The 26919-nt window shown below is 36.9% G+C and carries 35 protein-coding genes and 1 pseudogene; 32 read left to right on the forward strand and 4 right to left on the reverse strand.

Annotation, left to right across the window (positions count from 1 at the left end; translation table 11 throughout):
• The 4 genes and pseudogenes from A9G47_RS07155 to A9G47_RS07170 form a co-directional block, all read right to left on the reverse strand.
• Positions 1-500 (reverse strand): annotated as a pseudogene (locus tag A9G47_RS07155) (integrase); the annotation flags it as partial.
• Positions 501-524: 24 nt separating this feature from the next.
• Positions 525-1529 (reverse strand): hypothetical protein, encoded by a 1005-nt coding sequence (locus A9G47_RS07160; RefSeq protein WP_065642548.1) that lies wholly within the window; start codon positions 1527-1529, stop codon positions 525-527.
• 5 nt (positions 1530-1534) lie between these two features.
• Entirely contained in the window at positions 1535-1843 is a 309-nt protein-coding gene (locus A9G47_RS07165; protein ID WP_065642549.1) for a helix-turn-helix domain-containing protein, read from the reverse strand.
• Positions 1844-1888: 45 nt separating this feature from the next.
• Positions 1889-2080, reverse strand: coding sequence for a DNA-binding protein (locus A9G47_RS07170; protein ID WP_065642550.1), 192 nt, complete (start codon positions 2078-2080; stop codon positions 1889-1891).
• Positions 2081-2172: 92 nt separating this feature from the next.
• Here A9G47_RS07170 and A9G47_RS07175 point away from each other — a divergent pair, with 92 nt between their 5' ends.
• The 32 genes from A9G47_RS07175 to A9G47_RS07320 all read left to right on the forward strand — a co-directional run bounded on the left by A9G47_RS07175 (position 2173) and on the right by A9G47_RS07320 (position 26878).
• Positions 2173-2583: a helix-turn-helix domain-containing protein gene (locus tag A9G47_RS07175; protein ID WP_176700675.1), complete on the forward strand. Its 411-nt coding sequence runs from the start codon at positions 2173-2175 to the stop codon at positions 2581-2583.
• A 4-nt stretch (positions 2584-2587) separates the two neighbouring features.
• Entirely contained in the window at positions 2588-3049 is a 462-nt protein-coding gene (locus tag A9G47_RS07180) for a hypothetical protein (RefSeq protein ID WP_065642551.1), read from the forward strand.
• A complete protein-coding gene (locus A9G47_RS07185; protein WP_065588358.1) occupies positions 3046-3456 on the forward strand; it encodes a hypothetical protein in 411 nt (136 codons plus the stop codon). The genes A9G47_RS07180 and A9G47_RS07185 overlap by 4 nt, the downstream gene beginning before the upstream one ends.
• 41 nt (positions 3457-3497) lie before the next feature.
• Positions 3498-3824, forward strand: coding sequence for a hypothetical protein (locus tag A9G47_RS07190; protein WP_065582039.1), 327 nt, complete (start codon positions 3498-3500; stop codon positions 3822-3824).
• Between the two features lie 214 nt (positions 3825-4038).
• On the forward strand, positions 4039-4401 hold the full coding sequence (locus A9G47_RS07195; protein WP_065582038.1) for a helix-turn-helix domain-containing protein: 363 nt from the start codon (positions 4039-4041) through the stop codon (positions 4399-4401).
• Positions 4402-4866 (forward strand): ImmA/IrrE family metallo-endopeptidase, encoded by a 465-nt coding sequence (locus A9G47_RS07200; protein ID WP_065582037.1) that lies wholly within the window; start codon positions 4402-4404, stop codon positions 4864-4866.
• 202 nt (positions 4867-5068) lie between these two features.
• Entirely contained in the window at positions 5069-5218 is a 150-nt protein-coding gene (locus A9G47_RS14250) for a hypothetical protein (RefSeq protein ID WP_174798514.1), read from the forward strand.
• A gap of 146 nt (positions 5219-5364) precedes the next feature.
• Positions 5365-5781 (forward strand): putative holin, encoded by a 417-nt coding sequence (locus A9G47_RS07205; protein ID WP_065642552.1) that lies wholly within the window; start codon positions 5365-5367, stop codon positions 5779-5781.
• Between the two features lie 2 nt (positions 5782-5783).
• Positions 5784-6407: a transglycosylase SLT domain-containing protein gene (locus A9G47_RS07210; protein ID WP_081303586.1), complete on the forward strand. Its 624-nt coding sequence runs from the start codon at positions 5784-5786 to the stop codon at positions 6405-6407.
• Positions 6400-6867 carry a hypothetical protein gene (locus A9G47_RS07215; RefSeq protein ID WP_065642553.1) on the forward strand — a complete coding sequence of 156 codons (468 nt, stop codon included), beginning with the start codon at positions 6400-6402 and terminating at the stop codon, positions 6865-6867. Before A9G47_RS07210 ends, A9G47_RS07215 begins: the two co-directional genes overlap by 8 nt.
• A complete protein-coding gene (locus A9G47_RS14985; RefSeq protein ID WP_442903242.1) occupies positions 6809-6979 on the forward strand; it encodes a hypothetical protein in 171 nt (56 codons plus the stop codon). The genes A9G47_RS07215 and A9G47_RS14985 overlap by 59 nt, the downstream gene beginning before the upstream one ends.
• A 37-nt stretch (positions 6980-7016) precedes the next feature.
• Complete coding sequence (locus A9G47_RS07220) at positions 7017-7319, forward strand: DUF2730 family protein (RefSeq protein WP_065567004.1); 303 nt, start codon at positions 7017-7019, stop codon at positions 7317-7319.
• Positions 7320-7325: 6 nt separating this feature from the next.
• The gene (locus A9G47_RS07225) at positions 7326-7622 is read left to right on the forward strand and encodes a VpaChn25_0724 family phage protein (RefSeq protein ID WP_065588008.1); all 297 of its coding nucleotides are present in this window, start codon (positions 7326-7328) and stop codon (positions 7620-7622) included.
• 2 nt (positions 7623-7624) lie between these two features.
• The gene (locus tag A9G47_RS07230) at positions 7625-8170 is read left to right on the forward strand and encodes a phage protein Gp27 family protein (protein WP_065642554.1); all 546 of its coding nucleotides are present in this window, start codon (positions 7625-7627) and stop codon (positions 8168-8170) included.
• The gene (locus tag A9G47_RS07235; protein ID WP_141674835.1) at positions 8167-9558 is read left to right on the forward strand and encodes a terminase large subunit domain-containing protein; all 1392 of its coding nucleotides are present in this window, start codon (positions 8167-8169) and stop codon (positions 9556-9558) included. The genes A9G47_RS07230 and A9G47_RS07235 overlap by 4 nt, the downstream gene beginning before the upstream one ends.
• Entirely contained in the window at positions 9558-11060 is a 1503-nt protein-coding gene (locus A9G47_RS07240) for a DUF935 domain-containing protein (RefSeq protein ID WP_065642555.1), read from the forward strand. The genes A9G47_RS07235 and A9G47_RS07240 overlap by 1 nt, the downstream gene beginning before the upstream one ends.
• Complete coding sequence (locus A9G47_RS07245; RefSeq protein WP_065642556.1) at positions 11053-12279, forward strand: PBECR2 nuclease fold domain-containing protein; 1227 nt, start codon at positions 11053-11055, stop codon at positions 12277-12279. The genes A9G47_RS07240 and A9G47_RS07245 overlap by 8 nt, the downstream gene beginning before the upstream one ends.
• Positions 12280-12373: 94 nt before the next feature.
• Positions 12374-12856, forward strand: coding sequence for a phage virion morphogenesis protein (locus A9G47_RS07250; protein WP_065642557.1), 483 nt, complete (start codon positions 12374-12376; stop codon positions 12854-12856).
• A gap of 231 nt (positions 12857-13087) precedes the next feature.
• The gene (locus A9G47_RS07255; RefSeq protein WP_065642558.1) at positions 13088-14164 is read left to right on the forward strand and encodes a hypothetical protein; all 1077 of its coding nucleotides are present in this window, start codon (positions 13088-13090) and stop codon (positions 14162-14164) included.
• A 65-nt stretch (positions 14165-14229) separates the two neighbouring features.
• Positions 14230-14589 (forward strand): hypothetical protein, encoded by a 360-nt coding sequence (locus A9G47_RS07260; RefSeq protein WP_065574289.1) that lies wholly within the window; start codon positions 14230-14232, stop codon positions 14587-14589.
• Between the two features lie 61 nt (positions 14590-14650).
• Positions 14651-15577 (forward strand): phage capsid protein, encoded by a 927-nt coding sequence (locus tag A9G47_RS07265; protein WP_065642559.1) that lies wholly within the window; start codon positions 14651-14653, stop codon positions 15575-15577.
• A 50-nt stretch (positions 15578-15627) separates the two neighbouring features.
• The gene (locus tag A9G47_RS07270) at positions 15628-16149 is read left to right on the forward strand and encodes a gp436 family protein (RefSeq protein ID WP_065642560.1); all 522 of its coding nucleotides are present in this window, start codon (positions 15628-15630) and stop codon (positions 16147-16149) included.
• The gene (locus A9G47_RS07275; protein WP_065635990.1) at positions 16146-16595 is read left to right on the forward strand and encodes a phage tail terminator protein; all 450 of its coding nucleotides are present in this window, start codon (positions 16146-16148) and stop codon (positions 16593-16595) included. The genes A9G47_RS07270 and A9G47_RS07275 overlap by 4 nt, the downstream gene beginning before the upstream one ends.
• A gap of 19 nt (positions 16596-16614) precedes the next feature.
• Complete coding sequence (locus A9G47_RS07280) at positions 16615-17376, forward strand: hypothetical protein (RefSeq protein WP_065642561.1); 762 nt, start codon at positions 16615-16617, stop codon at positions 17374-17376.
• A gap of 70 nt (positions 17377-17446) precedes the next feature.
• Entirely contained in the window at positions 17447-17863 is a 417-nt protein-coding gene (locus A9G47_RS07285; protein ID WP_065642562.1) for a DUF6631 family protein, read from the forward strand.
• A gap of 214 nt (positions 17864-18077) precedes the next feature.
• Positions 18078-21230: a phage tail length tape measure family protein gene (locus A9G47_RS07290; protein ID WP_065642563.1), complete on the forward strand. Its 3153-nt coding sequence runs from the start codon at positions 18078-18080 to the stop codon at positions 21228-21230.
• Positions 21230-22417: a hypothetical protein gene (locus A9G47_RS07295; protein ID WP_065642564.1), complete on the forward strand. Its 1188-nt coding sequence runs from the start codon at positions 21230-21232 to the stop codon at positions 22415-22417. Before A9G47_RS07290 ends, A9G47_RS07295 begins: the two co-directional genes overlap by 1 nt.
• The gene (locus tag A9G47_RS07300; protein WP_065642565.1) at positions 22398-23204 is read left to right on the forward strand and encodes a phage BR0599 family protein; all 807 of its coding nucleotides are present in this window, start codon (positions 22398-22400) and stop codon (positions 23202-23204) included. Before A9G47_RS07295 ends, A9G47_RS07300 begins: the two co-directional genes overlap by 20 nt.
• Positions 23205-23221: 17 nt before the next feature.
• A complete protein-coding gene (locus A9G47_RS07305) occupies positions 23222-23455 on the forward strand; it encodes a hypothetical protein (RefSeq protein WP_065642566.1) in 234 nt (77 codons plus the stop codon).
• Positions 23456-23470: 15 nt separating this feature from the next.
• On the forward strand, positions 23471-23674 hold the full coding sequence (locus A9G47_RS07310; protein WP_065642567.1) for a hypothetical protein: 204 nt from the start codon (positions 23471-23473) through the stop codon (positions 23672-23674).
• The gene (locus A9G47_RS07315; RefSeq protein ID WP_065642568.1) at positions 23667-26090 is read left to right on the forward strand and encodes a phage tail protein; all 2424 of its coding nucleotides are present in this window, start codon (positions 23667-23669) and stop codon (positions 26088-26090) included. The genes A9G47_RS07310 and A9G47_RS07315 overlap by 8 nt, the downstream gene beginning before the upstream one ends.
• Positions 26090-26878 carry a hypothetical protein gene (locus A9G47_RS07320; protein WP_065588025.1) on the forward strand — a complete coding sequence of 263 codons (789 nt, stop codon included), beginning with the start codon at positions 26090-26092 and terminating at the stop codon, positions 26876-26878. Before A9G47_RS07315 ends, A9G47_RS07320 begins: the two co-directional genes overlap by 1 nt.
• The last annotated feature ends 41 nt before the right edge of the window (positions 26879-26919 follow it).

Genomic DNA, 26919 nt, shown 5'->3' on the forward strand with positions numbered 1-26919 from the left:
CGCATAATATGTTGTTTATCTTTCATGTAATAAATTAGGCATAGAGAGGGATCTACTTCGTGCACATGATTGGGATGTAATGCACGTAATGATTGAACAGGATTTGCTACTTGTTGTGCTTTTACATTCATTTTGCGGTTTCGTAATAATCTTGCAAAATGATTAGTACTTACACCAATTTCATAACCATTTTGTTTTGCAATACTTGTTGCTGTTGTTGTAAACATAGTTTGTTTACCATTATCACGCACTGACTCTTTACATATTGCTCCGACCACATTTAAAGCAATATCAGAAACACTTGTATCACCTTTATCAGCTCTGCATTTCCGATCACTTGACCAACCACAAAACTCTTTTAATTGTCGGTAAATAGTTTGTTTAGAAATACCTAAAAAGGCTTGTGCTTCACTCATAATAGCGCTTCTTGAACCAAAATCTGTTTTATCTAACTTAATTGCTAATTCATTTAAATAGTTGCGAATATTAGGTGATACCATTTTTAATTCCCTTGATATGAAATATCATTTATATAAATCTTGGATATTCTCATTTACTAAAGATTCTTGTCGCTGTTGAGCTTCCATGATATCGCTATCAAATTTGCTCCAAAGTTCACGATGCACATAACGAGCTTGATCTAAAGTTAATACAGCCGAACCATTCAACGTTAATAATGCAATTTGCATTGATTCAGGCAATGAATATGGTTTTTCGGGATCGTAATCAGGGTCATTCTCAAGTATTTCGAGCATTAATTTATACATAATGTCTACATACTGCCTTTGTTCTTCAAATAGCTTATCCATGCGTGATTGCGTTTCTGCTATCTGTTTTTTAAACGGCTCTAAACGCTCATCTAACGGCACGGTTTTCATTTCAAATTGAGCCAGTTTTATTGCTAATTCTTCCTTTTCTTTCGCTACATCCGCATTACGCTTGCTTAATGCTTTGTAGTCAGCTTGCAAATCACTGTTTTCTTTTTTGAGTTGCTCTTTTTCTTTAGCATTTTTAGCAATAAATTCTTCAGCAAGTTCTACTAAAGCTTCTTTATCACCTGCTTTAGCCACTTCAATTAATGCCGTTTTTTGGTCCTCGGGTAGTTTTCGGTATTGACGTAATTCACGGTAACCGATGCCCATACGAGACATAGACTCAAGGGCTTCCTCGCCGAATGATTTTAGGTTTGCTATATCTTGATTAGCTTTTTCATCAGATACTCCTAACAATGAACAAAATTCTTCCCAAGTTCCTTTTAACTCCAAACCGTTTGGAGTTTTTTTCCCTGATAAATTACGATAAAGCTTGTTTTCTTTAACAAAATTTAATTTAGAAGCCCAAACGGTTTGGGAAAATTTTTCAAAAGCATCAGCCATTTGAGCCTGACCTAAAAGCTGGTTAACTAGGTCACGATCCTCACTATATTCACTTTGAATTGTGGTCATAGTATTCATTACTTCATTAATCCCTTGCTCATCAATTGCAGGTAATTCAATTGCTTCTTTTGTTGGATTTGCTGTTCTTGCCATTTTATTTATCCTCTTGAACCAGCCGTAATACGCTGATTGATTTCTGTTATTTGGTCTTGCATTTTAGTGATATGGATTGCATGCGCTTGGGCTATTTGCAACATTTGCACACTATGAGCAAATAAGCCATTATCTAGCTTAATTACCAATCCTTCCTCAATAAGAGTTTGTAACGCCCTAGTAACATTAACCGGTGATTCATTAATCATCTTTGCGATATCGCCGTTGGATAAACCTGTTAATGTATAGCCTTTTAGCGCTTTGAGTACTTTCAGTATTCGAGTGCCAGATTTTGAAATTTGTGAACTATGCATGTTTTTTACCCTTTTTCTATATATGAAAAACTGTTACAATCAGGGTTATAAGGCTTGTTTTAAGCCAAGTTTTACTGCTATATCGTGTGTTTTACCGCGATGAGCACGACTTAAACCATTTAAAACGTTGTACACAACAACAGGGTGATAACCATTTTCAATCGCCCACGATTTGATAGTTTTACCTTTTTGTTGAAATTGTTGCTTAACTTGTGCTGGAGTGAGAATTTTGGACATTTTTATCTCCTTTTATATAAGTTATGAATAATTGATTTATAAATTATGTGTTATATTTTGTGACTTTTAAATCACAAAGTCAAGGGGTTTTTGTGACTATTACATCACCAAAAGATAGAATTAAAGAAGAACGAAAAAAATTAAGATTAACTCAATCAGCAATTGCTGAATTATTTGGAATTAAGCGTGAAACGTGGAGTAGATACGAAGCTGGTACTATATCACCAGGAATGGAAGTACTAATTGCATTTTCTAAAATTGGTGCTGACATTCAATATATTTTAACTGGAGAAAAACAAGTTGGCTTAATTTTATCCAGAGAAGAAAAAGAATTAATTGAATTATATCGTAATGCACCATTAGCTATTAAAGCTGCTGCACTGGGAGCTTTAACAGCAGGAACGGCTCAGCAGACATCCGCTAAACAAATTTTTAACGGAAATATAGATGGTCAAGTTTCTGCAGAAAATATTTATAATATTGGGGTGAAAAGGAAAAGGTGAGATTATGGAGCAACACTTTAATCATACGGTTGGACAAGTTGCGGCAAATAATATCTATAATATTTATATTGAGCTAATAAACAAAAAATTAGATATTAGTGAATTATCTTCACAGCACTTATTGCTAGCTATTGATTATATAAAACAAGAAAATAAACTAATAATCAGAAAGAAATTTTGTAACTTACCGGCTATTGCAATTTTGATTATTTCGCTGGACATTTTCTCAATAGCTGCGATGAACTGGTATTTTATGGCTTCCGGCGGTTTTCTAAATCACAATCGCGTTTTTTCTGGAGATACATTTTTTCTAATTATGATATCTGCTTTAATTTTGATTACAATTTTAATTCGATTTTTGTGTATTAAAACTAAATATTTACACCCAATTTTATCTGAAAATAACCGGGTTATTTATGAATTAGAGCTAGAAATTGAAAAAAGAAAATTGAGGGGCGAAAAATGAAAATTTTTTTATTTATTCTAGCTCTTATTTCAATTCCAATCGTAGTATCTATTTTTGCCATCATGGCTATTTACGATAAAAATAGTCCTCCAACTAGCTCAGATGCAATATATCTTGCTCAAAAAAGATTAAAAATCAGTTTAAAAAATCCAAAATTTACAGATGTAATTTTCTTCAACACATCAAAAGATAAAGAATCAGAACATGTTTTAGCTGGAAATGTTTGCGGTAAAGTAGCGTCAGAATATTCAGATGATATGTATAGCCAGTTCTCAAGATTTATTGTTCCAATTCTGATAACAAATATGAACGGTAAACAAGGCGAAACTTCTACAATTTATTTAGAAGCAACACATGGTAATGCAGATAACTTCCAATTTGCTTGGGATATTATGTGTAAAGAATAGAGATATTTGCATAGAAAATATTTAAATAAATAGGATTAAGTATGAATAAATTAAATTTACTCATTTTATGTTTAGCTTTAGTTTTAACTGGCTGTGCGACTAAAAATTACGGTCGCCAAGGTGAATTAACCCAATATGAAAAAGACACGATGACATGCCGTGAAATTGCGTTAGAACAAGCGAAAATAGAAGGCTTTAAAGAACATGTAGAAAAAGAAAGCCAATTTGATGGACGTTCTGTTTTATCGTTTTTAGGTGACTTTGGCGTTGGTAATGTTATTGAAAAAGGTGAAGCGTTGAAAAGTGCGAATAGGCGGTTGGAGCAATTAAAAGATGTTGAAAAACAGAAGGAATGTGGGGAAGAGTAAAATTCCTTATGAACAGATCATTTAAATCTAAAAATCAAACAACCTAATAATTTATTTATATTTTATAGAAATATACAATTTTAAAATTAGAACCTTTAATTTCTTTCAACTAAAAATAAGTTTTAATTTACCAAAATGGTTGAATTGGCCTTTTTTTCATGATAAATTAGGGCGGTATTTGTATATCAAATACTATAACAGGAGAAACAAAATTATGGCACTGACAGAATTTGGCAAAGTAGTAAGAAAAGCAAGAATAGACATTGGCTATACGCTATTGACTATGTCTAAAGAGCTTGAAACAACACCTGCTTACCTTAGTGGCCTAGAAACAGGATTAAAAAAGATCCCTAAAAATTGGGTTGAAAAAATATCTAACTTTTTCAAATCCAAAAATCACGAAATAAATAATTTGCAAGAATTAGCTGATGTGTCAAATGAAAATGTCAATATTAGTGGTTTGTCTTTGCAACAACAGATGTTAATTGCAGGTTTTGCTAGATCCCCATTTAATGCTGAGGAACTAAAGCGATTAGCTAAATTATTTGAAGATATTAATAAAAAAAGGATTGATTAAATGATTGAAAAGTACCAAATGCGTGGAAATCGAGTTGAACCAATGGAAGTTGATGATATAAAAATAAAAGCAATTAACTCTTGCAAGGTCTTTAAGCTTTCAAAAGAAATGAAAATTAATTTTGATGCTGTATTTGAAAACTTAGCTTTATATGGAATAACATTACAAGTAATTTCGGATAAAGACTGGTTAGGTGTCACTGAGGGGCATTGTGATCCTAACGATTTTACCATTAGTATACCAAATAAAACTTATGTGGCAGCCTCTAAAGGGAAAAGAGAAGCTTTATTTACTATTTTCCATGAGATGGGGCATATTTTATTAGGACATAAGGCTATTTTACACCATTCTCAACATCAACCAACTTATAAAGAAGATGCTGAATGGCAAGCTGATTTATTTGCTTCAACTATATTATTAGAAATTGGAATTGAACGTCAATATTCGTTTGATTTCGAAGTGTAAAAAGCACTTATTTACGGTAAGTGCTTTTTATTTTGGGTGTTAGTTACATATTTTACGGATATGACTAACTTGTTAACAACCATAAGAACATTTGGGTGTCTAATGGAACTTTTGAAAAAGCGAATAGATTATACTTATTATTTTCTATTAAGCAATAGTTTATTTGTGCTCTAAATGTTCTCCTTTTGATAGGAGATATCGCATGAGTGATTTTATTTGTCCTCGCTGTGGTAATGCTTGTGGGTATACATTTGCTAGATATATAGTCAAAAATGGCAAGACTATTTATCCTAAAAAGGCAAAAGCTTTTCGTATACCACAGTGTGAATGCGCTAATAAAACAGCCGCTTAACACTTAATAAAGTCGTCACTTAATTGTGACGACTTTTTTTAGTTATTCTTATAGAAAAGCAGAATTTAATCTGCCCCCGTTCAAATTACATTTCAAGTAAGTAAGATCATAATAACCTCATACATTAATTTAATTATGAGGTTTTTATGGAACACCCTATCAAAAAATTATCCCAAGTACGCCTTCTCAAATGGTATTTAGTTGCTATTACTTTATTTGCAATTATTACGTTACTCTCGCCTCAGCAATTACCAGTTGTTGCTTATAAGTTGGCTTTAGTCTTGCTTTCTGCTGTGATTGGTTACCACCTAGACCGTGCGCTTTTCCCTTATGCATCTCCTGGAAGTTATTTATATAACGATTGGAAAGAGTTTGGTCCTGATTTTTATACTCAGCAATATATTGAATCTTTAGAAAACAATGAACAACCAGAGGCAATGGATTCCAAAATGTGTGCAGAATACCCTGTTCTTGATGAGTATCGAAATCTATTTGCGGTTGTTCTGATTCGTCGGGCGTTGATTGTTTCCGCTGTGATTCTTGGTGTAACTCTTGGATTATAACCATGCGTTATTTAACTTTAATTATTGTGTTTATGCTGTTTAGTTGTCATTTAGCGCCTGCTATAGCAGGTGTACCAAATGATGCTAAGCAACATCAACGGGAACTGACACGTAATGCACGAGCCATATTTGGTCTTGATGCACCCATTGCATTATTTGCGGCGCAAATTCACCAAGAATCACGTTGGAACGTCAATGCTAAATCACATGTAGGTGCACAGGGTCTTGCTCAGTTTATGCCAGCAACGGCGGATTGGATTGCTGGAGCGTACCCAAAAACACTGAGCAGCAATGAACCTTATAATCCGTCTTGGGCACTACGTGCTTTAGTTCAATATGATTATTGGTTATATCAGCGTATTAATAAAACTGCTAGCGATTGTGATAGATGGGGATTCACTTTGTCTGCCTATAACGGCGGGCTTGGCTGGGTAAATCGTGATCGTCAGCGAGCAAAACGAGAATATCAAGATTCTGGGCATTATTGGGGGGTAGTTGAAAATATTAATGGTGGTCGTAAAAGCATTAATTTTAAAGAAAACCGTGATTATCCAATTCGTATTATCTACCGTTGGCAACCTGTTTATATAAATGAAAATTGGGGTTTAGGAGTTTGTGATGATTAGAAATATAGGCAAATTAATCAAAAGCTTTTTTGTGGGCAGTAAAAATTATTTTTTGTTGGGAATAATTTTGGTTGTTGGTTTTGGTGCACTTTACCGATTAGGTATCAGTCATGGCAAATCAATGGTCAAACAAAAATATATTGCTTTAGAAGCACAACAAGCAATGGATACGTTAAGTCAATTTATTGAGAGTACAAAGCAATTAACTAAAGCCGCTAATGATGCAAGTTATTCATTGTCACAGCAGATAGTAGAAAGGAAATTATATGATGAACAATCAACCCAAGCATTACAAGATGCACTTAATAAAACAGCTAATGATCGCAGTCATTGCGTGTTTGATGATAGTGTCTTGCAGTTCATCGACTCAGCCCGTGAAAATGCAGCTCAAGCAACAACCCATGGTTTTACCAGCACAACTGACGGTACCATGCGAATTACCCGTAAAACGACGAAATAATACGGCGGATGGTTTAGCTGAAGCATTAAAACAGCTTTATGACCAATATGGGCAGTGCTCAGGTCGATTTATTGAACTCCTAAAATATATCAATGAGGTAAACAATGGATAACGCTGATTTAGCAACAATAACTAAAAAGGAATAAATGATGAATTTTAATGAAATCACCTTTAACTGGCAGTTTCTGCAATGGGTTGTAATGGCGGTGGTTGGAGTGTACTCATGGTTAATTGGTCGTCAATCGGCTAGCCAAAAAGAATTATTAGATTTACGTATTCGAGTAACACAAGTTGAGGAGACGGTTAAATCACTACCGACTCAGCATCAGGTAACTAAATTGATTGAAAAATTAAGTAGCAACGAAGCTACTTTAAATCAGTTATCTGATCGGCTTTCAGGATTATCTCGTCAATTAGATAACATTAACCAATTTTTATTAAAGAACAAGTGAGGAATTATGAGCTACGCTGAATTTTTAAAAGAAGATCAACGGTTGGTTATTTTGCGTATCTTATATGAAATGCCAAGTTATAGCAGTAATTCTAGCATTATCTATAGTGCGTTAGATCACTATGGCCACGCTATTAGTCGTGATCAAGTTAAAACCCATTTAAGTTGGCTTGGACAACAAGACTTAATTAAAACCGAAACAATCGGTAGTGTTATTGTTGCTCGTTTAACTGATTTTGGTGCTGATGTGGCCACTGGTAAAGTTGTTGTGCCTGGTGTAAAACGTCCAAGCGCAGGAGCGTAATTATGGGACGTAAATCAACGATCCACAAACTAGAGCCTGAGGTACGTAATTATATTGAGAAACTACTACGAGCAGATCAACTTACACTAGATGAAATGATTGCAGAACTGCAACAAAAATTCCCAAGCAATGAAACTCCTAGCAGAAGCAGTTTGCATCGGTACCAGAAAGGTTTTAATGAAATGACCAATAGCTTACGTGAAATTGAAACGGCATCACGTATTTTGGTTGATGAACTTGGTGATAGTGTTGATGATAAATCAGGGGCACTACTTGCTCAGGCTGTTACAACGCTGGCAACGCGTGCTGCATTTAAGGCGCATGAATCAGAAGATATCACAATCAAAGAAATTAGTTTTTTAGCAAAAGCCGCTAAAGAAGCCATGCAAGCACGTCAATTAAGTTTTAAAGAGCGGCAGGAAATCGAAAAAGCAGCACGTGAAAAGTTATTGCGTGAGCAAAAAGAAAAACTGGATGAGCTAGAAAAAACAGGCGAAGTACCAGCTGAAATGTTAGCTAAAGTAATTAAAGCGGCGTATGACTTATGACAGTAAAAAATGAACCAGCCTTAAAACTCTATGACTATCAAAAACAGTGGGTAAACGACACTAGCCGTTTTGCTATTGCTATGTTCTCTCGGCAATGCGGTAAAACCTTTACCAGTACATTACAAATTGTGCTCGACTGTTTACGTGCTGAAGCACAAGGAAAACGTGCGCGTTGGGTTATTTTATCACGGGGTGAACGTCAAGCCCGTGAAGCCATGAACGAAGGGATTAAAGTTCATTTAAGAGCCATGTCGGCAGGATTTAAAGAGCTCGATTATGATTGGGATGCCAATGTTCGGGCGCTTGAAGTTGAATTACCTGGTGGTAGTAAAATTACTGCTTTACCCGCCAATCCTGATACTGCTCGTGGTTTTAGTGCTAGTGTTTTACTGGATGAATTTGCCTTTCACCAAGATAGTCGGGCAATTTGGAAAGCATTGTTTCCTGTTATCTCAAAGCCCAGTTTAAAACTGCGTGTGATTAGCACACCAAATGGCAAAGGCAATAAATTTTATGAGCTGATGACAGGTAAAGATGATGGTTGGTCACGTCATTCAGCGGATATTTATCAATGTGTAGCAGATGGTTTACCGCGTAATATTGAAGAGTTGCGACGAGGTGCCGGTGACGACGATTTATGGGCGCAAGAGTTCGAGCTTAAGTGGTTAGATGAAGCAAGTAGTTGGCTGGATTTTGATTTAATTACTAGCGTTGAAGATGAAAAAGCAGGAGTTCCTCAACATTATACGGGCAATCCATGTTTTGTTGGCGTTGATATTGCTGCACGTAATGACTTATTTGTTATTTGGGTTATTGAGCAAGTCGGTGATGTGCTTTGGACTCGTGAAATTATTGAACGCAAACGTATTTCATTTGCTGAGCAAGATTATTTACTTGATGAGGTTTTTCGTCGTTATCGTGTTATTCGTATCTGTATGGACCAAACGGGTATGGGTGAAAAACCGGTAGAAGATGCTAAACGACGTTATGGCGAAATGGTTGTTGGAGGTGTGCTATTTACGGCTCCTAATAAATTAACATTAGCAACGCAAGGTAAACAAGCCTTTCAAGATAGAAAAATTCGTATTCCATCGGGCAATAATGCCCTTCGTGCTGACTTGCATAAGTTAAAAAAAGTCACTGGTTCAACGGGGCAACCGCGTTTTGTTGCTGATTCTGATAGTAATGGTCATGCTGATCGAACTTGGGCTGCCTTTCTTGCAATTAATGCAGCTAGCCAAGATGGGTATGAAATTGAATACCAATCACTAGGCGTTCGTGATTCTTACCGTTCATTGAATCAATATTCGAGTAGCTCTGAACTGGAAACAACCGATACAGGCTTTGGTACCGTGCGTGGCGGTAACGATTTTGGAGGATTTATTTAATGTTTAACTGGTTTAAAGGTAAAAAACCAAAGATTGAAACAGGACAAGAACTAGCTGGTACTGGTGAAAATAATGATATTACAAAATTGTATGTTGGTACACTAGCGCAACCAGATGATAGCGTGCTACAAAATCGCGGTGGTGGTCGTTTAGATATTTACAAAGAAGTATTGAATGATGATGAAGTGAAATCAGCCTTTACTCAGCGCCAAGATGCGGTGATTTCACGCGAATGGAAAGTTGAACCGGGAGGTGATAAACCGATTGATATTGAAGCTGCTGATGCAATGAGTAAGTTGTTAAAATCGGTTGGGTTTGACCGAGTGACTAAGTTAATGCATTACGGTGTTTTTTATGGTTATGCTGTGGCGGAGTTAATTTATGGCATCAAAGATAATCTATATTGGATTGATGATATCAAAGTTCGTGAGCGCCGTCGTTTTCGGTTTACTCCAGTGGGTGAGCTGCGCTTATTAACGCCCAATAATATGCATGAAGGTGTTGCTTGTGATGCACCGTACTTTTGGCATTATGCCACAGGTGCCGATCATGATGATGAACCCTACGGCTTGGGCTTGGCTCATTGGCTTTACTGGCCAAGCTTTTTTAAACGCAATGATATTAAGTTCTGGCTAATTTTTCTGGAAAAATTCGGCATGCCAACGGCAGTGGGCAAATATAGTACAGGTGCAACACCTGAACAAAAACGGGACTTACTGTCACTCACTCGTGCAATTCAGACCGATTCTGGCATCATCATGCCAGATGGCATGACGCTTGAATTGCTACAAATAGCACGCTCAGGCGCAGGCGATTACAAAGCTTTTTACGACTCAATGAACGAAGCTATTCGGCGTGTAACTGTTGGTCAAATCACTTCTTCAGGCGGTGCATCTAGTTCAATTGGCGGTGATGAGTCATTACAAGCTGCGGTACTAACATCAATTGCTAAATCAGATTCTGATGTGATGTGTGAAAGCTGGAATCGTGGGCCTGGTACATGGTTTACACAGATGAATTTTCCCGGTGCTGCTGTTCCTCAAGTTTCACGTATTTTTGATGAACCAGAGGATCTGAAATCATTATCAGAACGTGATAAAAATATTATTGAATCCACTGGCTTCCGTCCAACATTGGCTTATGTTCAAGATACATATGGTGGGGAGTGGGAAGAAAAACCGCAACAGCAAGAACAAGTTGATGAAACGATTAAAACAGTAAAAACGGCTGAATTTGCTGAAGCACAAAAGCAAAATAATTTTGCGTCAGTACTGCAATCACAACGTTTAAACGCTGAAATGCAGCCCGTTACTGATAAATGGATTAATCAAATTAAAGAACTGGTTGATAGCGTACAATCGTTAGCAGAATTGCGTGATAAGTTATTTGAATTAATTCCAGATATGCAATTAGATGAATATGCAAAGGTCATGGCTGAAGCATTAACAGCAGCTAATTTAGCAGGTCGCACAGAACTAATTGAGGATAGCAAAAATGGTTAATGTGGCATATGGCTCGTTGCCATTTAAAGAGCAAATTGAGTTTTTCCGGCGTAAAGCAAATGTGCCCACAAACAGCTATGTAGATATCTACAATAATGAGCATGATTATGCTTTTGTTGTGGCGGGTGCTAATCGTAATGCATTACTAAATGATTTTCGTGCAGCAATTGATAAAGCAATTAGCCAAGGCACAACACTGGATGAGTTCCGTAAAGACTTTGCTGAGATAGTTGAACGTCATGGTTGGAGTTATAACGGCGGCTTTAACTGGCGTACTCGTATCATCTATGAAACAAATTTAAACAGTTCTTATCAAGCTGGACGCTATCAACAATTACGTGATTCTAAATTTCCATACCTAGAATACTTACATAGTGATTATGTTGAACACCCTAGAGAACTTCATCAAAGTTGGGATCATCTGGTATTAGATTTTAATGATCCTTGGTGGAATACTCACTTTCCACCCAATGGCTATGGTTGTCAGTGCCGCGTTCGTGGGCGTACTAAAGGTGATCTAAAAAGAATGGGAAAAAATCAACCTGACAAAGCACCAACAATAAATTGGGTTGATAGAGTAATTGGTGAAAATAGCGGTAATCCACGTATTGTAAGATTGCCTGAGGGCATTGATCCAAGTTTTGAACATATTCCCGGACAATCAAGACTTGATAATTTTGTACCAAATCCATTAGATACAGATCCAACTTTAAAACGAGGTTTACCATCAAGCAAAGCAACTGATGAATGGCCAGCTATCCGTGAAGTAAGCAAAAATAGACTGTTAGAAAAAGGCTTAACTGAAGAAGATTATGCCAATATTTTCTTAAATGAATTTGGTGCAACATTAACCAATCCAGCTATTTTTAAAGATGTAGCCGGTGATGCATTAGTAATCGGTAAACAGCTTTTCACTGTTAGCAAAACTGGTGAATTGAAAGTTACAAAACGTGGTCGTGAGCAATTTTTATTGTTACTTGCGGATTCGTTAAAACTGCCCGATGAAATTTGGACAAGAATGGAATACTTTGATCATCTACAAAAATCGGTGGTTCGCCGTCGCTATATCTCACGTTTTATGATTGATGGCGAAGTTAAGCCCATGCTAGCGGTATTTGAAGTGGGTGATGATGGTTGGTTAGGTGTGACAACATTTGCGCCTGATAACCCTGAATATTTAGAACAGCTTCGGGTCGGTGTTCGAGTGTTTAAACGATAAACCTCAATCACTGCCATAATTGAGGTGCATAAGTAAGGATTTGAGGCTTTGGCAGAAGCTGCTTACTTACATTCGAAATAGTATAGGTGAAAAAATGACTGGCGTAAATATTGAGTTTAATATACAAGATGCTCTTGATGCCATGCTTCATATTGAAGCAGCCATAGATGATACTCAAAGTTTATTTAGTCATATGGGCGAAGTATTACTTGATATTCATGAAGCCAGATTTACGGCTCAAGAATCGCCCGATGGTGTACCGTGGAAAGAACTATCTCCTTGGTATAAAGACTCAAAACCCAAACAAAAAGATAAAATTTTAACGCTAGATGGTAATCTAAGAAGTACGTTGCATTGGCAGATTGAAGGTAATACTTTGTTGTTTGGTACCAACGTAGTGTATGGTGCAATTCATCAATTTGGTGGTGTTATAAAACCACGTAATAAGCAAGCGTTAAATGTTGGTGGTCAAGCTGTTAAGCAAATTGTTATTCCCGCCCGACCATGGCTTGGCGTTAGCGCTCAAGATAAATTACTATTGGTCGATGTTGTGCGTGAGCACTTGGGTTTTGCTTAAAACGCAATATAACGCGTTTTAAGCCATTTTACTAAAAAAGGCTAATCAGTTTGTTTACGAATCGCTTTAATCGTGTTGTAAATGCTTTATAATAAGTTTTTAGTGTATATTCTTTCTATTATTTTGCCACTCTCCTTTCCAAATCATTAAAAAATTATCTGCCCGCGTTCAGATTACCCTTTTCTCAAAATAAGTCATGATGCTCTATATCAATTTATTGGAGCATTTTTTATGGCACTTATTCCCGTTTTTAAACCTGGTACGCATACTGCGGTAGATGGTCGAAAAATCACTTTTACTTTAGAAAATTGTATTGATTTAGCAGAAAGCTACGATCCAAGTTTGTCAGAAGCGCCTGCTGTAATTGGCCATCCCAAACTAACAGCTCCAGCTTACGCATGGGCAAAATCATTTGAAGTAAAAGATGGGTTGGTTTATGCCAAGTTAGATCAGATTAATCCAGAATTTGCTGAAGCCTATAATGCGGGCAGTTATAAAAAACGTTCTTTATCAATCTATTTACCAGACTCACCGGGCAATCCTAAACCCGGTCATTACTATGCGCGGCACATTGGTTTTTTAGGTGCAGCAGCTCCTGCTATTAAAGGCTTGCCTGACGCCAGTTTTGCGGAGTCTGATGGTGAGCAAGGTGCCGCAGAGTTCTCGATGGCTGATGAAGAATTTGATGAGAATTTGATTTCAATTTTAGCTAATTTGCGTGACCTGCTGATTGAAAAAGCCGGCATTGCCAGTGCTGACTTGTTTTTACCACAATGGCGCCTTGAATCATTGCGTGCAATATCCGACAGAAAACAAAAGGAGAAAGAAAAAATGCCACAACCTTTAGACGCTAGCTTTGCCGAACAACAAGCGGCAATTGATGCAAAAAATGCCGAACTTGCAAAACGTGAACAAGCATTGCTAGAAAAAGAACAAACTAACAAGCGTGCGGAATTTGCTGCCTTTGCTGATGAATTAGTTAAAGATGGAAAATTATTACCTGCTCATAAAACTACAGTTGTTGAAGCATTTATGGCGTTGGGTAGTGAACCAATTTCATTTGCTGAAGGTGATGCAACTGTTAACAGTTCCCCAGTTGATTTAATCAAAAAAGTACTTTCAGAGCGTCCTAGTTTTATGAACTTTGCTGAAAAATCGGCTGCTAGTGATAGTGAAGATAACGTTGATAAACAAGATCCAAAAGTCATTGCTGATGCAGCCAAAGCCTATCAAAAAGAACAGGCAGACAAAGGTAATACAATTTCAATTAGCCAAGCTGTTACGCATGTAACCAAAGCTAAAAAGTAAGAGCATTAATTACAGGCTGATTATTAATATCAGCATCATTTTAATTTTAACCAAAAGGTTTTTATATGAATATTCCAGGATTAACAGTAGCAAAAACCGCTGAAGGCGAAGTCAAACCCCGTTTAATTGTGTGCCATGGTAGTGAAGATGGGCTAGCAAAAACAGCGATTGACGGTAACGCATTATTAATCGGTGTATCAACAATTGTTGGTGGTGGTGACGGTGAAGTGTTTGATGTTGTGCGCAGTGGGTTGGCACAAGTTTTTTATAGCGAAACAATTGCGATTGGTGATCCAATCACAGCAAATGCCGATGGTCGAGCTAAAAAAGCAATGTCAGGTGATTTTATTATTGGCTATGCCGAAGTTGTGGGTGATGCCGATGAATTAGGCACTATTTGGATTGCACCAAGCAAACAAGCTTAACCTTTTATTTAACTAATGGTCTATGACCTTTGATAAACAATTTTATAAATAGGAGTTTTATATGCAACGCCCTTTTCCCGTTGAACCGCAGTTGACTGCAATTGCTATCGCTTACCGTAATAATAAGTTAATTGCCGATGAGGTTTTGCCCCGTGTGCCTGTTTCTAGCACGTCTTTTAAATGGTTGGAGTACGATTTTTCAGAGCGATTTACGCTCCCAGATACTAAAGTTGGGCGGACAGCACAACCAAATCAAGTTGAATTTGGTGCCAAAGAGCAAGAAAGTTCAGTGACTGATTATGGACTAGATAGCCCTGTACCGCAAGACGATATTGATACTGCAATCACTGGTCTTAACCCGCTCGGTCATGCAGTCGAAGCAACGACTGATTTAATTTTGTTAGATCGTGAAGTTCGAGCCGCTAATGTACTGTTTAATGCAAGTAACTACACCAACACCAAAACGTTAACAGCAGCGCAACAGTGGAATGATGATAAAAGTGATCCGATTGGTTTAATTACAGACGCTTTTGATTCAATGATTATGCGTCCTAATATCGGCACACTAGGTCGTCGAGTTGCAACAATATTACGTCGTCACCCCAAAATTGTTGCGGCATACCACGGTAATGCAGGCGAAAACGGACTGGTCCCGCTCGGTTTTTTAGCTGACTTATTAGAGTTAGAAGCGATTTATATTGGTGATGCATTCCTAAATAGTGCAAAACCAGGTAAATCACCAACCCTATTACGTGCATGGGGCAATAAAGCTAGTTTCACCGTTCGCAATAAATTAGCAAATACTAAAGGTGGTGTGACGTTTGGCTTTACAGCCCAATTTAAAGATCGTGTTTCGGGTTCGATTGTTGATCCTGATATCGGTTTACGTGGTGGCCAACATGTTCGAGTCGGTGAATCGGTCAAAGAGCTAGTTGTGGCTAAAGATGCGGGCTATTTGTTTGAAAATGTTATTCCAACAAACAGTTAATAATGTGAACAACAACCAACGGTAATTTATCGTTGGTTTGGGTAAAGATGATGAATATTCCATACATTACATTGCTAAATTTATCCGAACGTCCAGGACTCGTTGAGCTATCCCAATTGGTTGCTCAAGATGGTGAAATTCCCGTAGATGCTAATTTGTTGGAAGTCATTATTAATGGTGGTGATGTTTCAAGTTGGTTGCCTGATGATGTTATTAATGCAAATCGAGCAATCGCACGCATTAATGAATCAATAGCTGATACTGAAGCTGAAATAAACGGCTTTTTACGGCAACGTGGACACAGGCTACCCTTAGTTAAGGTACCTCGTTTGTTAACTGATTGGGCACGCATTATTGTTCGTTACAAATTGCATCGCAATCGTGTTTCTGATGAAAAAAGCGATCCTATCGTGCGTGATTACAAACAAGTTCTGGGCTTTCTAAAAATGGTAGCTGAAGGGAAATATTCGCTTGGTATTGAAGATACTCTACCCGTTGCAGGTGGTGTGCCTAAACAAACTGGCCCTGTTCGTGTATTTGATATGAACACATTACGGGATTTTGGACGATGAGTAGCGCACCATTTGATGTGTCAGTTGTTGCTGAAAAATTAAAAGGTTTAATGCCTGATAAAACCTTAGTGTTTGTTGGTACCAGTGCTGAATACAGCAAGCTGACTGATTTAACATCGGCGCCAACACCTGCTGCTTACGTTTTGCTTGGCAAAGAAACACCGAACGATAAGCCAACAGGAACACGGCAGTCAGTCAGTGTTAATTTTGGTGTTGTGGTTGTTGCACGTGATATTTCTAGCCAAGCAACCAATATTCAAAATGTAAAACAATTGGCAAATCCAGTGATTGGTGCGGTGCGTGATTTGTTGATTGGTAAAACAGTTCAATTTATTGATGGAGTTCGTCCAGTCACATGGGTTGGTGGGCAAACGTTAGGTTTTCAAAATGGCGTGCTAGTTTGGATTGATTCATTTCAAACCCAACACTTCATCGGTAGCCGATAAATAATTTTAGGAGAAAGATATGTCAGATTTATTAATGAGTTTGCAAGGTACGATTAACCTTGCCACACGTAATACCGCCAGTTCACCAGCCCGCCCAGGTGCATTTCGACATGTCGGTACTGCCGATTCGTGTGAAATGGAGTTAAGTGTTGAGACAGTTACGCAAAATGAGTCTTACACTGGGCAACGTCTACAAGTTGGTGAATTAACACTGGGTAAAAGTGGTACGTTAAATCTTACGTTAAAAGATTGGTCAATTGAAAACATTGCTTTGGCACTTTATGGTGAAAAGATTACTGTTAATTCAGGTATAGCGACAGATGAAAAATTACCAGAGAACCTGATAATAGGTGATCGTATCAAGTTAACCCATCCATTTGTAGCTGATGTCGAGTTAAAAACACCAGATGGCTCTATATTAGTATTAGGCACGGATTATGAAATTGAATCAGCTCATGCTGGATTAATCAAGTTATTAACCGCGAAGGCATTAACTGCCAGCATTGATTATTCATACGCTAAGACTGAAAGTTTGGGCATTTTTACCCGTCAACCACCAGAATGTTGGTTTATGCTCGATGGTATCAATACTGATAGAGAAAATGAACATGTAATTGTGGAGCTATTCCGCGTTAAATTCAATCCAATTTCTAACTTCTCGTTACTACACAATGAGGGATACGGTGAATTACCACTTACTGCCACGGTCTTGGCTGATATGAGTCAAAACAAGGATAGTTCGCTTGGTTATTTTGGCTCATACGTTCAAAAGGCGAAATAAATTATTGTCTATGCGGTGAATATTCACCGCTAATTACTCAATTCTCTAAATTTAATAGTGGGCAAATAAAATGGCAGAAAAAGTGACAGCAACAAAAGAAGAATCAAATGATTTAAACGCATTAATGCCGAATCGTGAAATCACGCTAGGAGGCGAAATAATTACAGTACGTGAATATTCATTTAAAGATGCGCTAACAATCGGTAACGAAGTTGACCAGTTTGTTGCATTAATTGTGAATGAAATGAACGGTACAAACAAAATCACGATTGAGCAAGCCGACACAATTATTATGAATAATTTAGAGTTGGTTTATTCATTAATCAGTACCTCTATTAAAAAACCGATTTCGTTTATTGAAGCGTTGTCATATGAAGATGGTTTGCAATTATTAGATTGGTGGTGGGTTGTTAATTCTCGTTTTTTTATGAACGCGGTAACTCGCAAAATCATTCGGCAAAACGCTGCAAAACAGGCAAATCAGTAAGCTGGAGTGAAGTTTTTACTTTACTAATTAAAAATGGACATGATGCACAGCAGTTACCGCATTACACGCAACGTCAGTTACTGCTGTATTACGATGAATTAATTAAGCTACAAAACCGAGAACGAGCTAACCGAATTGAAGATATTTGTGTTGGCTTTAATGGTGGTAAACAAGTTACTAAGTTTGTAAAACAGTTACGCGGAGAGCAATAATAATGGCTAATAACGATATGAATATTGCAATGAAGTTCACTGCTGACGTGAATAGAGCAAAAGATAATATCAGTCAATTAAATGCTGAGCTGAAAGAGTCAGCAAATGTTGCTCAAGATGCTAACAAAAAAAGTGCCAAAAGCATGAGAGATGTTTATATGGCACAAACTGAAGCAATGAACCGTGGTGCGCAAGCTACCGCTGCTGCCGAACAGCAAGCTAAAGCACAGAGTATTGCAGCTAAAGCAGCTGAAGCACATAAAAAAGAAGTTGAAAAACTGCGCCAAGGTTTAGATAAATTACTTGCTAGCATTGATCCAGCGACAAAAGGTCTAAATCGTTTAGATGAATTAGAAAGCAAGTTAAGAAAATCCAAAAAAGCGGGAGTAATTGATAGTAATACGTTTGATGATTATTTATCAAAAATCAGTAATCAACGTGCGGCGTTATCAACGGTTGAAACGCTTAATGAAAGTACTAAAAAATTAAATCTCAATACTAAAAGTGCCCGTCTCAGCATCACTAGTATGTTTAAACAATTAGCGAGAGGTAATTTTGCATCAGCGGGAAATTCATTGCTAACAATTGGCAACATGACTGGACGATTACCGCCATTATTTAGTGCTACTACATTATCCGTTGGTATTTTTATTGCTGCCGCTTACAAAATGTCTCAAGTGATAAGTACGATAATTTCAGACCAAGAGCGGTTTAATCGTGCATTAATTTCAACGGGTAATTATGCTGGTGCGACAGCTGGTGGGCTTGAGATGATGTCTCAACGTATCGGTAAAATTAATCATAACTACAGTGAAACACGTGATGTTATTGCGGAACTGGCATCGGAGGGGCGGTTATCAGCAAAATCGATTGAAAATATTACTACTGCATCAGCATATATGGCAACCGTGACAGGAAAAAGTGCCAAAGACGCCGTTCAATCATTTAAAGGTATTGAAAATTCGGTTACAAGCTGGGCAGTTGAAAGTAATAAACAATACCACTTTTTAGATCTGGCTACTTATCAGCGTATAAGTGCGTTAGAAGAACAAGGTAGAACCGAAGAAGCTATTGCAATCGCTACAGATAAATATGCTTCAGAGATGGAAGTCAGTGCTGATAAGATGAAAAAACAGCTCAATTGGTTAGAAAAGGCATGGAGACACTTCAAAAATGGGGTTAGTGTTCTAGGTAATGAGTTAAAGAAAGAGCTTAAGTTTGATTTAGGATTATCAAGCCTAGAAGAAGATATTGAAAGAATGGAGAAAGCCAAAAATAGAGGTTTTTATATTGTGCCTGGGGCTGCATCTATTCCATACAATAAAAATGACGATAAAGCATTACAAGAAAAATATGCTCAACGAGAGAAACAGCAAAAAGAAGCCCAAGAAAAACATAATACCGATGTCATTAATGAAAAAGCAACAAAAGCCCAAAAAGAACTTGACGAGCTTCATAAACAAAATGCAACTGATGCCGAAAAACAAGCCAAGGCGGTTGAGGATTTACGTAAAAAATATGAAGCACTTTGGGCTGATGAAAAAGGTCGTAAAGATTTGCAAGCACAGGGCGTTACTTCAAGTGACGGGAAATCATTTGCTGGTGGTCAATATGATAAAGATGTTAAAAATATTACTGATAAAGGAATCCAAGAATACAATAAAGGGATTGAAAAATCACTTAAGCTAACTACTGAATTGCAACGAGTGATGCATGAAATCAATGAAGGACAATATAAAAATGCATCACAAGCAGAGAAAGACAGAGCTATCGCATTAGCAAAACAATTAGATGCTAAAAATGCAGCCAAACATAATAAAAAAACTGATTTTTCATTAACAAATGACAAAACTAATCTAGCATTGCAGCAACAATTAAATGAACTATTACTTGGCACAAAGGCTAGTGATGACACAGTTAAACAATGGTACAACAACTTATTAGCTCAATTTAAAAAAACGGGTAACAGAGAAGGTATCGACTTAATCGACCAAATTTTACCCCTGAAAAAAGCTGAAGCAAATTTAAATGAAATTACAACAAAAATTCAGCAAGCACAATCACGTCAATCAACAAAAGAACAATCGTTACAAGCACAAGTTACAGCAGGTTTAATTACACAAATTGAAGCCCAAAGCCATCTTGTTGATTTGCATAAACAAACAGCTCAAGAGCTAGCAGAGTATTTACCTACACTGCAAGCCATGACTGAATTACCGGGCCAAGCTGGCGAAAATGCACAAAAAGCACTTGCTACACTTCAGCTACAAATTGCAGAACTAAATAAAACTACTGATGCATTAACCAATGCATTTAAAAACGGCTTGCAAAGCGGTATCCAAGGTAGTCTTGATTCTTTAGCAAAAGGTACTTTTGAATTAAAAGACGCACTACAAAACCTAGCGCAGAGCATTTTGTCGTCGATGGCACAAGTGGCGACAAAAGGTTTAGCTGATATGGCAATGAATGGACTATCAAATCTAGGTAGTTCGTTGTTTGGCTCTGCCACTGATGCAGCTGTTGATAATGCCAGTGCTGCTGCTTCTGCAGGGCTGATGGAAACAGCAATTGCAACAAGTAGCGCGACTGGCGCTGGATTGATGGGTGAGTCAATATCGATGTCGGCAGGTATTGGCGCCGAGACTATTTCAGCATCAATGATTACCGCAGGTACAGCAGCAGGTGAAATTATTAGCGCGGCAATGATTACTGCGGCAAGTGCAAATGCCGGAAGTTCAGCCATGGGTGCTGCCGCAGTAGCAGCGGCGACTGGTGGTTATATAACTGGTGCGGGCACTTCAACATCTGACTCTATCCCAGCAAAATTATCTAACGGTGAATATGTTGTTAAAGCTGCCTCAGTTAAAAAATACGGTGTTGACTATTTACATGCGATTAATACTGGGCGATTGCATCGTTACGCAACTGGCGGTTTAGTTTCTAATGTTAGCAGACCAACAGCACCCAATTTATATGATGAAAACTCATCATCAAAAGCAACTAACCAAGCACAATCGGCACCGGTTATTCAACAAACTTTGGTTTTAGATAGCGGTGAAATGATGAAGTCTGGTATTAGTTCTGTTGCGGGTTCTCGTGCCATGATGACATGGATTCGTGCAAACTCCCAAACCCTAAAACAGGAGTTGTCATAATGAAAAAATTTTTATGGCAAGCCGATCCCGATTGGACCAATGGTATAACTGAAATTTTGGAGTGGAAAACCGATATTTTACAATCATACAGTGGTGCAGAACAACGCATTGCTAGACGATTATCACCACGTCGGACGTTTGAATTTTCTATTTTAATTAATGGTAATGAGCGTTCCAGATTTGAGAATCGATTGGCGTTTGTTGGTGGTAATTCGTGGTATTTGCCTATTTATACTGATGTTACCTATCTGAATGATGATGTCAATACAGGTGCTATAGTTCTGCCGTGCAGCACAATCGGTCGTGATTTTGTAGTTGGTAATAAAGTACTAATTAAAAGTGAGATTAACAATGTTAATCAAACAGCATTGCTTGAAGTCGCAGCGATAAGCACAGATTCAATCACATTAGTTAATCCAGTTAAAGTGAAGTTTTTAGCCGGTGCATGTATTTATCCTATTCGATTGGCTGTATTAACCGATGCCCCAGAATTGACTCGATATAATGATGATTTATTAAGTGCGCAAATTCGTTTTCGAATGACTGAACATAACGCATTTAGTAACAATATTTCATTTTTACCCATTTATCGCCATTTTCCTGTGTTAAATATGCATCCAAATTGGTCAGAATCGTTAAAAGGTCGATATGAGCGATTTTTATTAGAACTAGATAATGGCTCAAGTATTCCAAGTCGATTAGATACTGCAAAATTGCCCTTTTTTGTTCAGGAATTTAGATGGTTTATAACGGAACGAGTTGAGCAAATGCAATTACGACAATTGTTTTATTATCTAAATGGTTGTCAAAAAAATATTTGGGTTTCAAGTCAAGCAAGTGATTTTAATGTTCTAACTGTTGATGGTCGAGTTCTTGAAGTTGAAAACACGGGATTTAATGAAATTGGATTAATGTCTGGTCGAAAAGATTTAGTTATCACGTTATGTAATGGCAATGAGCTATATCGTCGTATTGAACTTGTCGCTATCGTTTCTGATGAAATTGAGCGTTTATTGCTCAATGAATCAATCAATGCAAATGCTGAAGATATTTTGTCAGTCTCATTTTTAACACTGTGTAGATTAGATTCCGATTCTGTCAGCTGGGAACATGTTACTGATGCCGATGGACTAGCCAATATAACTTGTAGTTTTAGAGGAGTACGCGATGAGCTGGAATCAATTTGAGTATTCAACCAATAATGGTAAACCATTAACGCTATATGAATTTATTCGTAATGAACAAAAATATTATCGCTATACCAATGCTGACCGAAATATTGATTTTAATGGTGTGACGTGGATAAGTGAAGCAATCAGTAATACAGGACTAAGTATAGGCACGGGTAATAGTCTAGAAATTACATTGCCGTCAACATCTGATGTAGTTCGTTTATTTCGTGGCGTACCGCCAACCAAACCCGTGGTAATCAAAATGTATCAGTTACACGAAAATGACAATGAATTTAGAGTTATCTGGGTTGGAAAAATTCAAGAAGTTAAGCGTGAATCAATTGAAAAAGCAAAATTAATTACGGCAAGCATTGCAAGCTCATTTGAGCGCAGTGGCTTAAGATTGACTTATGGCCGTTCATGCCCCTATGCCCTTTATGACCACAATTGTCGAATTTGGCAAGATAATTACAAAGTGGCCAATATTGAAATCATTGCTCTTGATGGAGCAAATATTACTGTAAATCTACCGAATATTGCATCAGGTTATTTTTCTGGTGGATATATGGAATTTTACATTGATGGGATTAAAGAACTACGCGGATTAAAAGCGCATGTTAATAATGTGATAGGTATTTTAGGGGGGACTCAAGGTTTACATAAAGGTATGCATATTAACTTGTATCCAGGATGTGACAAAACAATCAAAACCTGCAATGAAAAATTTAATAACCATTTGAATTATGGTGGACAGCCGCACATTCCAGGCATTTCACCATTCACAATCGTCAAACTGTTTTAATTTGGAGTAATTTTATTATGTGGTGGGCTGTCGCTAAATTTGTTGCTGTTATTGTTGCCAGTTATGTGATTGCACGTGTTACTGCGAAACAACCAAAAAGTAATCGTCCAACCGCGGCGACGGAAGATGATTGGAATATGCCCATTCCAGACGAAGGTACTCCGCAGTGCATTTTTTTTGGTGACTGTTGGACATCTGACTGGTTTGTACTGGGCTATGGTAACTATCGTTATAGTGCAATTCGTAAGTAATTTGGAGTGTCAATTATGAAAATAACAATGGCGCATATTCGTGCTGGTGGTGGCTGTGCCGGAGGATTACGTGAGTTTTTTAAACGCTATAACTTGGATTTAAATGCGTTTATTCGTGATGGATATATTGATTCAGAAATAGTTTTAAAAACAGGTGATGCATTAGCGTTACATATTGTCAATATTGCAAAATCTCGGGAGTTAGAAAAAAATGGGTAGTAGTTCAAGCAGTAAAGTTACCGTTGGATACAGATACTATTGGGATTTATTCTGTGGTTTGGGTCGTGGTCCTATTAATTCTATTGTTGCAATCACTGCAGATAAAAAAATTGTGTGGCTGGGAAAAGAAGACGAAGCAAATACAAATTGCTCTATTTATATTAATAAACCCAATTTATTTGGTGGTGAAGACACTGGTGGCGAGGGAGGCATTGAAGGAAACCTTGAAATAATGATGGGTGAACAAAATCAAATCCCATCAAATAGTTTAAACCGTATTTTAAAAGGGTTGATTCCTGGATTTCGGGGAATGGTCACAACATTTTACTCCGGATTAATAAGTTGTTATAGCGCATCACCAAAACCATGGTCGTACAGAGTTCGGCGGACTACAAAAGGCTGGGATAATAATTTAGTCTGGTACCCAGAAAAGTGTACTATTGTGTTGTGTGATAATGTGTCAGAAATAATAGGCATTGAAAGTGAGATTGAAAGCCGCTATGGTCCAATACACAAAAAGAAGAAGAATAAAAACAAATATCCCTTTATAAATAAAAATAAAGACAAAAGCCCTGAACAAATTGAACAAGAAAAAAGAAAACAAGAGGAAGAAAAACGACGAGAAGAAGAAAGGCAACGGAAAATAGCTGCATTGAATAAAGAGCTGAATCATAATATTCGAAATATTCATGCAATGAATCCTGCTCATATTTTATTCGAATGCGCTACAAATCGAGATTGGGGAAGAGGATTAAGTTGGGATGAAATCGATATTGACAGTTTTAAAAAAGCGGCAGATACACTATTTAATGAAAAGTTTGGTTTATGTTTTCGATACAATCGACAAGATCAACTGCAAACATTTATACAGCAAATTTTAGATCATATTGGTGCTGCTCAATATGCTGATTTATCAACCGGAAAATTAACATTAAAGCTAATTCGTAACGACTATGATCCAGAAAAATTACCATCATTTAATTATGATAACGGTATTTTATCAGTACAAGATGATGATTCAGCGAGTAATGATGCGACATATAATGAAATAGTTGTTACATATAGTAATCCTGTTACCCATGAGGATGGAACTGTTCGTGCTCAAAATCTAGCATCAATTCAACAAGTTGGTTTAATTAGCAATTCAGTTGAATATAAAGCTGTGCCAACCCAAGAACTGGCCGCTCGCGTGGCTGAGCGAGATCTTGAAATGAATGCAGCAGGTATTACACGTTTAATTATTAAATTTGATAGACGTGGTGGCATATTGGAACCCGCATCGTGTTTTCGTGTATCGTTACCTGACCGTGATATTGAAAATATGATTCTCCGAGTTGGAAAAATAGAAGAACAAAGTGATGGCTCGTTATTAATAACCGGTGTGCAAGATGTTTTTAGTTTGTCATCTACATCGTATAGTGCATCACAACAAAATAGTGAATGGGTTGAGCAAGATAACTCAATTCATGCTGTAAACGACATTAAACTGATTGAATTACCGTATGCATTATTAGCAGCAGCATTGAGTGCTGCCGATTTAGACTATGTAACACCAATTTCAGGATATATTGGTGTTACAGCATTAGCTCCCACGCAATCATCAATTAATTATATATTACAATTTCAATCAGCTGGCTCTGCAATTAATGAAAATCGCAGTGATTGGACTCCATTTGCAAAATTAACTGATGATATTGATAAACTTGAAACACAGTTTGAAATCAAAATTGATTCAGATTATCAACCAATGATTGGCGAAGGTCTTCTGGTTGATGATGAGTTCATGCGCATTGATGAAATTGATTTTGAAACAAATATGATAAAAGTTGGGCGCGGCTGTGTTGATTCATTACCCCAAAAACACCTATCAAACTCAATAATATATTTCTATGAGAACTCCTTGGCAACTGATCATATTGAGTATGTTAATGGTGAAACCGTTGGCGTCAAATTACTCACGCAAACTAATGCAGGTATATTAAATGATGATATTGCACCTATTAATAAAATAGTAATGTTACATAGGCAAATCCGTCCATATTTACCCGGAAATATCAAAGTTAATGACTCATTATATCCAGATGTAATTGAACAATCTGATACGTATATCATAAGTTTTTCACATCGCGATCGCATTTTGCAGGCAGAACGTTTGGTTGATTGTGTTTCAGATAATATAGGACCAGAACTAGGTACTGAATATATAATTGAAATTGCTGATTATTATACAAAAGAAATTCTATGGAAATTTAATACCACTGATACATTCATATTATTACCGTATTCATCTCAAGAAGATTATGTTTATGATGATTTGCACATTTTAACTTTATATAGCATTCGAGATGGTTATGAATCATTACAAAAATTTGTAACAACACTGCCTGAAGGTCATATCACTGTGGAGAGTAAATAATGTCTAATGAAAGTGAATATTACTACGGTCAAGGTAAAGTGTTTTTAACGCATAAAAAAAGGGATCATCAATGGCGATGGATCGGAGATGTATCATCACTAAAAATTAATTTTGAATTTGAAGAACAATATAGTAAACGCAGTATTGGGGGGCGCTTAGTTAATAGCAAAAGATTTATTACGTTTACGGGCGGTAATGTTACTGCAACATGGTTTGATCGTTCACTGGAAAATCTGAAATTATTATTACGCGGAGAGTCTGTATCACATCAACAAAGTTGGGCTGAAGAAGAGTTCAGAAATATAAAATCAGGTATGACAATCTATTTACAACATCAAAATATAAGAGATGTTTTTATCGAAAATTTAAATGAACATGTTGACTATATTGTTGATTGTAAAGCTGGCTCAATTTTATTTATAACAAAACCAAAATTTTCACGAATTTTAGTTGAATATGATTACTCAGGATTAAGCGGTATTAGTATTTTAAACAATGAACCATTAGATTTAGCATTGCGTTATGAAGGAAAAAATATAGTTGATGATAAAACAATAAATATTGAGCTTTTCCGATTATCACTAGATCCCATAGAATTTATCAGCTTGATTGATGATAAATCAGAATTTTCAAATATTGAAACTACATTACAACTATTACCTGATTTATCAAAAAATCCGAAATCCGATTTTGGCCAATTTGGCAGAATAATACAGTTTAATGATTTTAACGACATCTTATACGATGATGAAATTGCATATGATGAACGATACGAATTTGCATATTAGAGGGCGTAAATAATGGAACATTTAATTGAAGAAGTAAAATG

This window comes from Gilliamella sp. WF3-4, from assembly GCF_001690275.1.
Lineage (GTDB): Bacteria > Pseudomonadota > Gammaproteobacteria > Enterobacterales > Orbaceae > Gilliamella > Gilliamella apicola_C.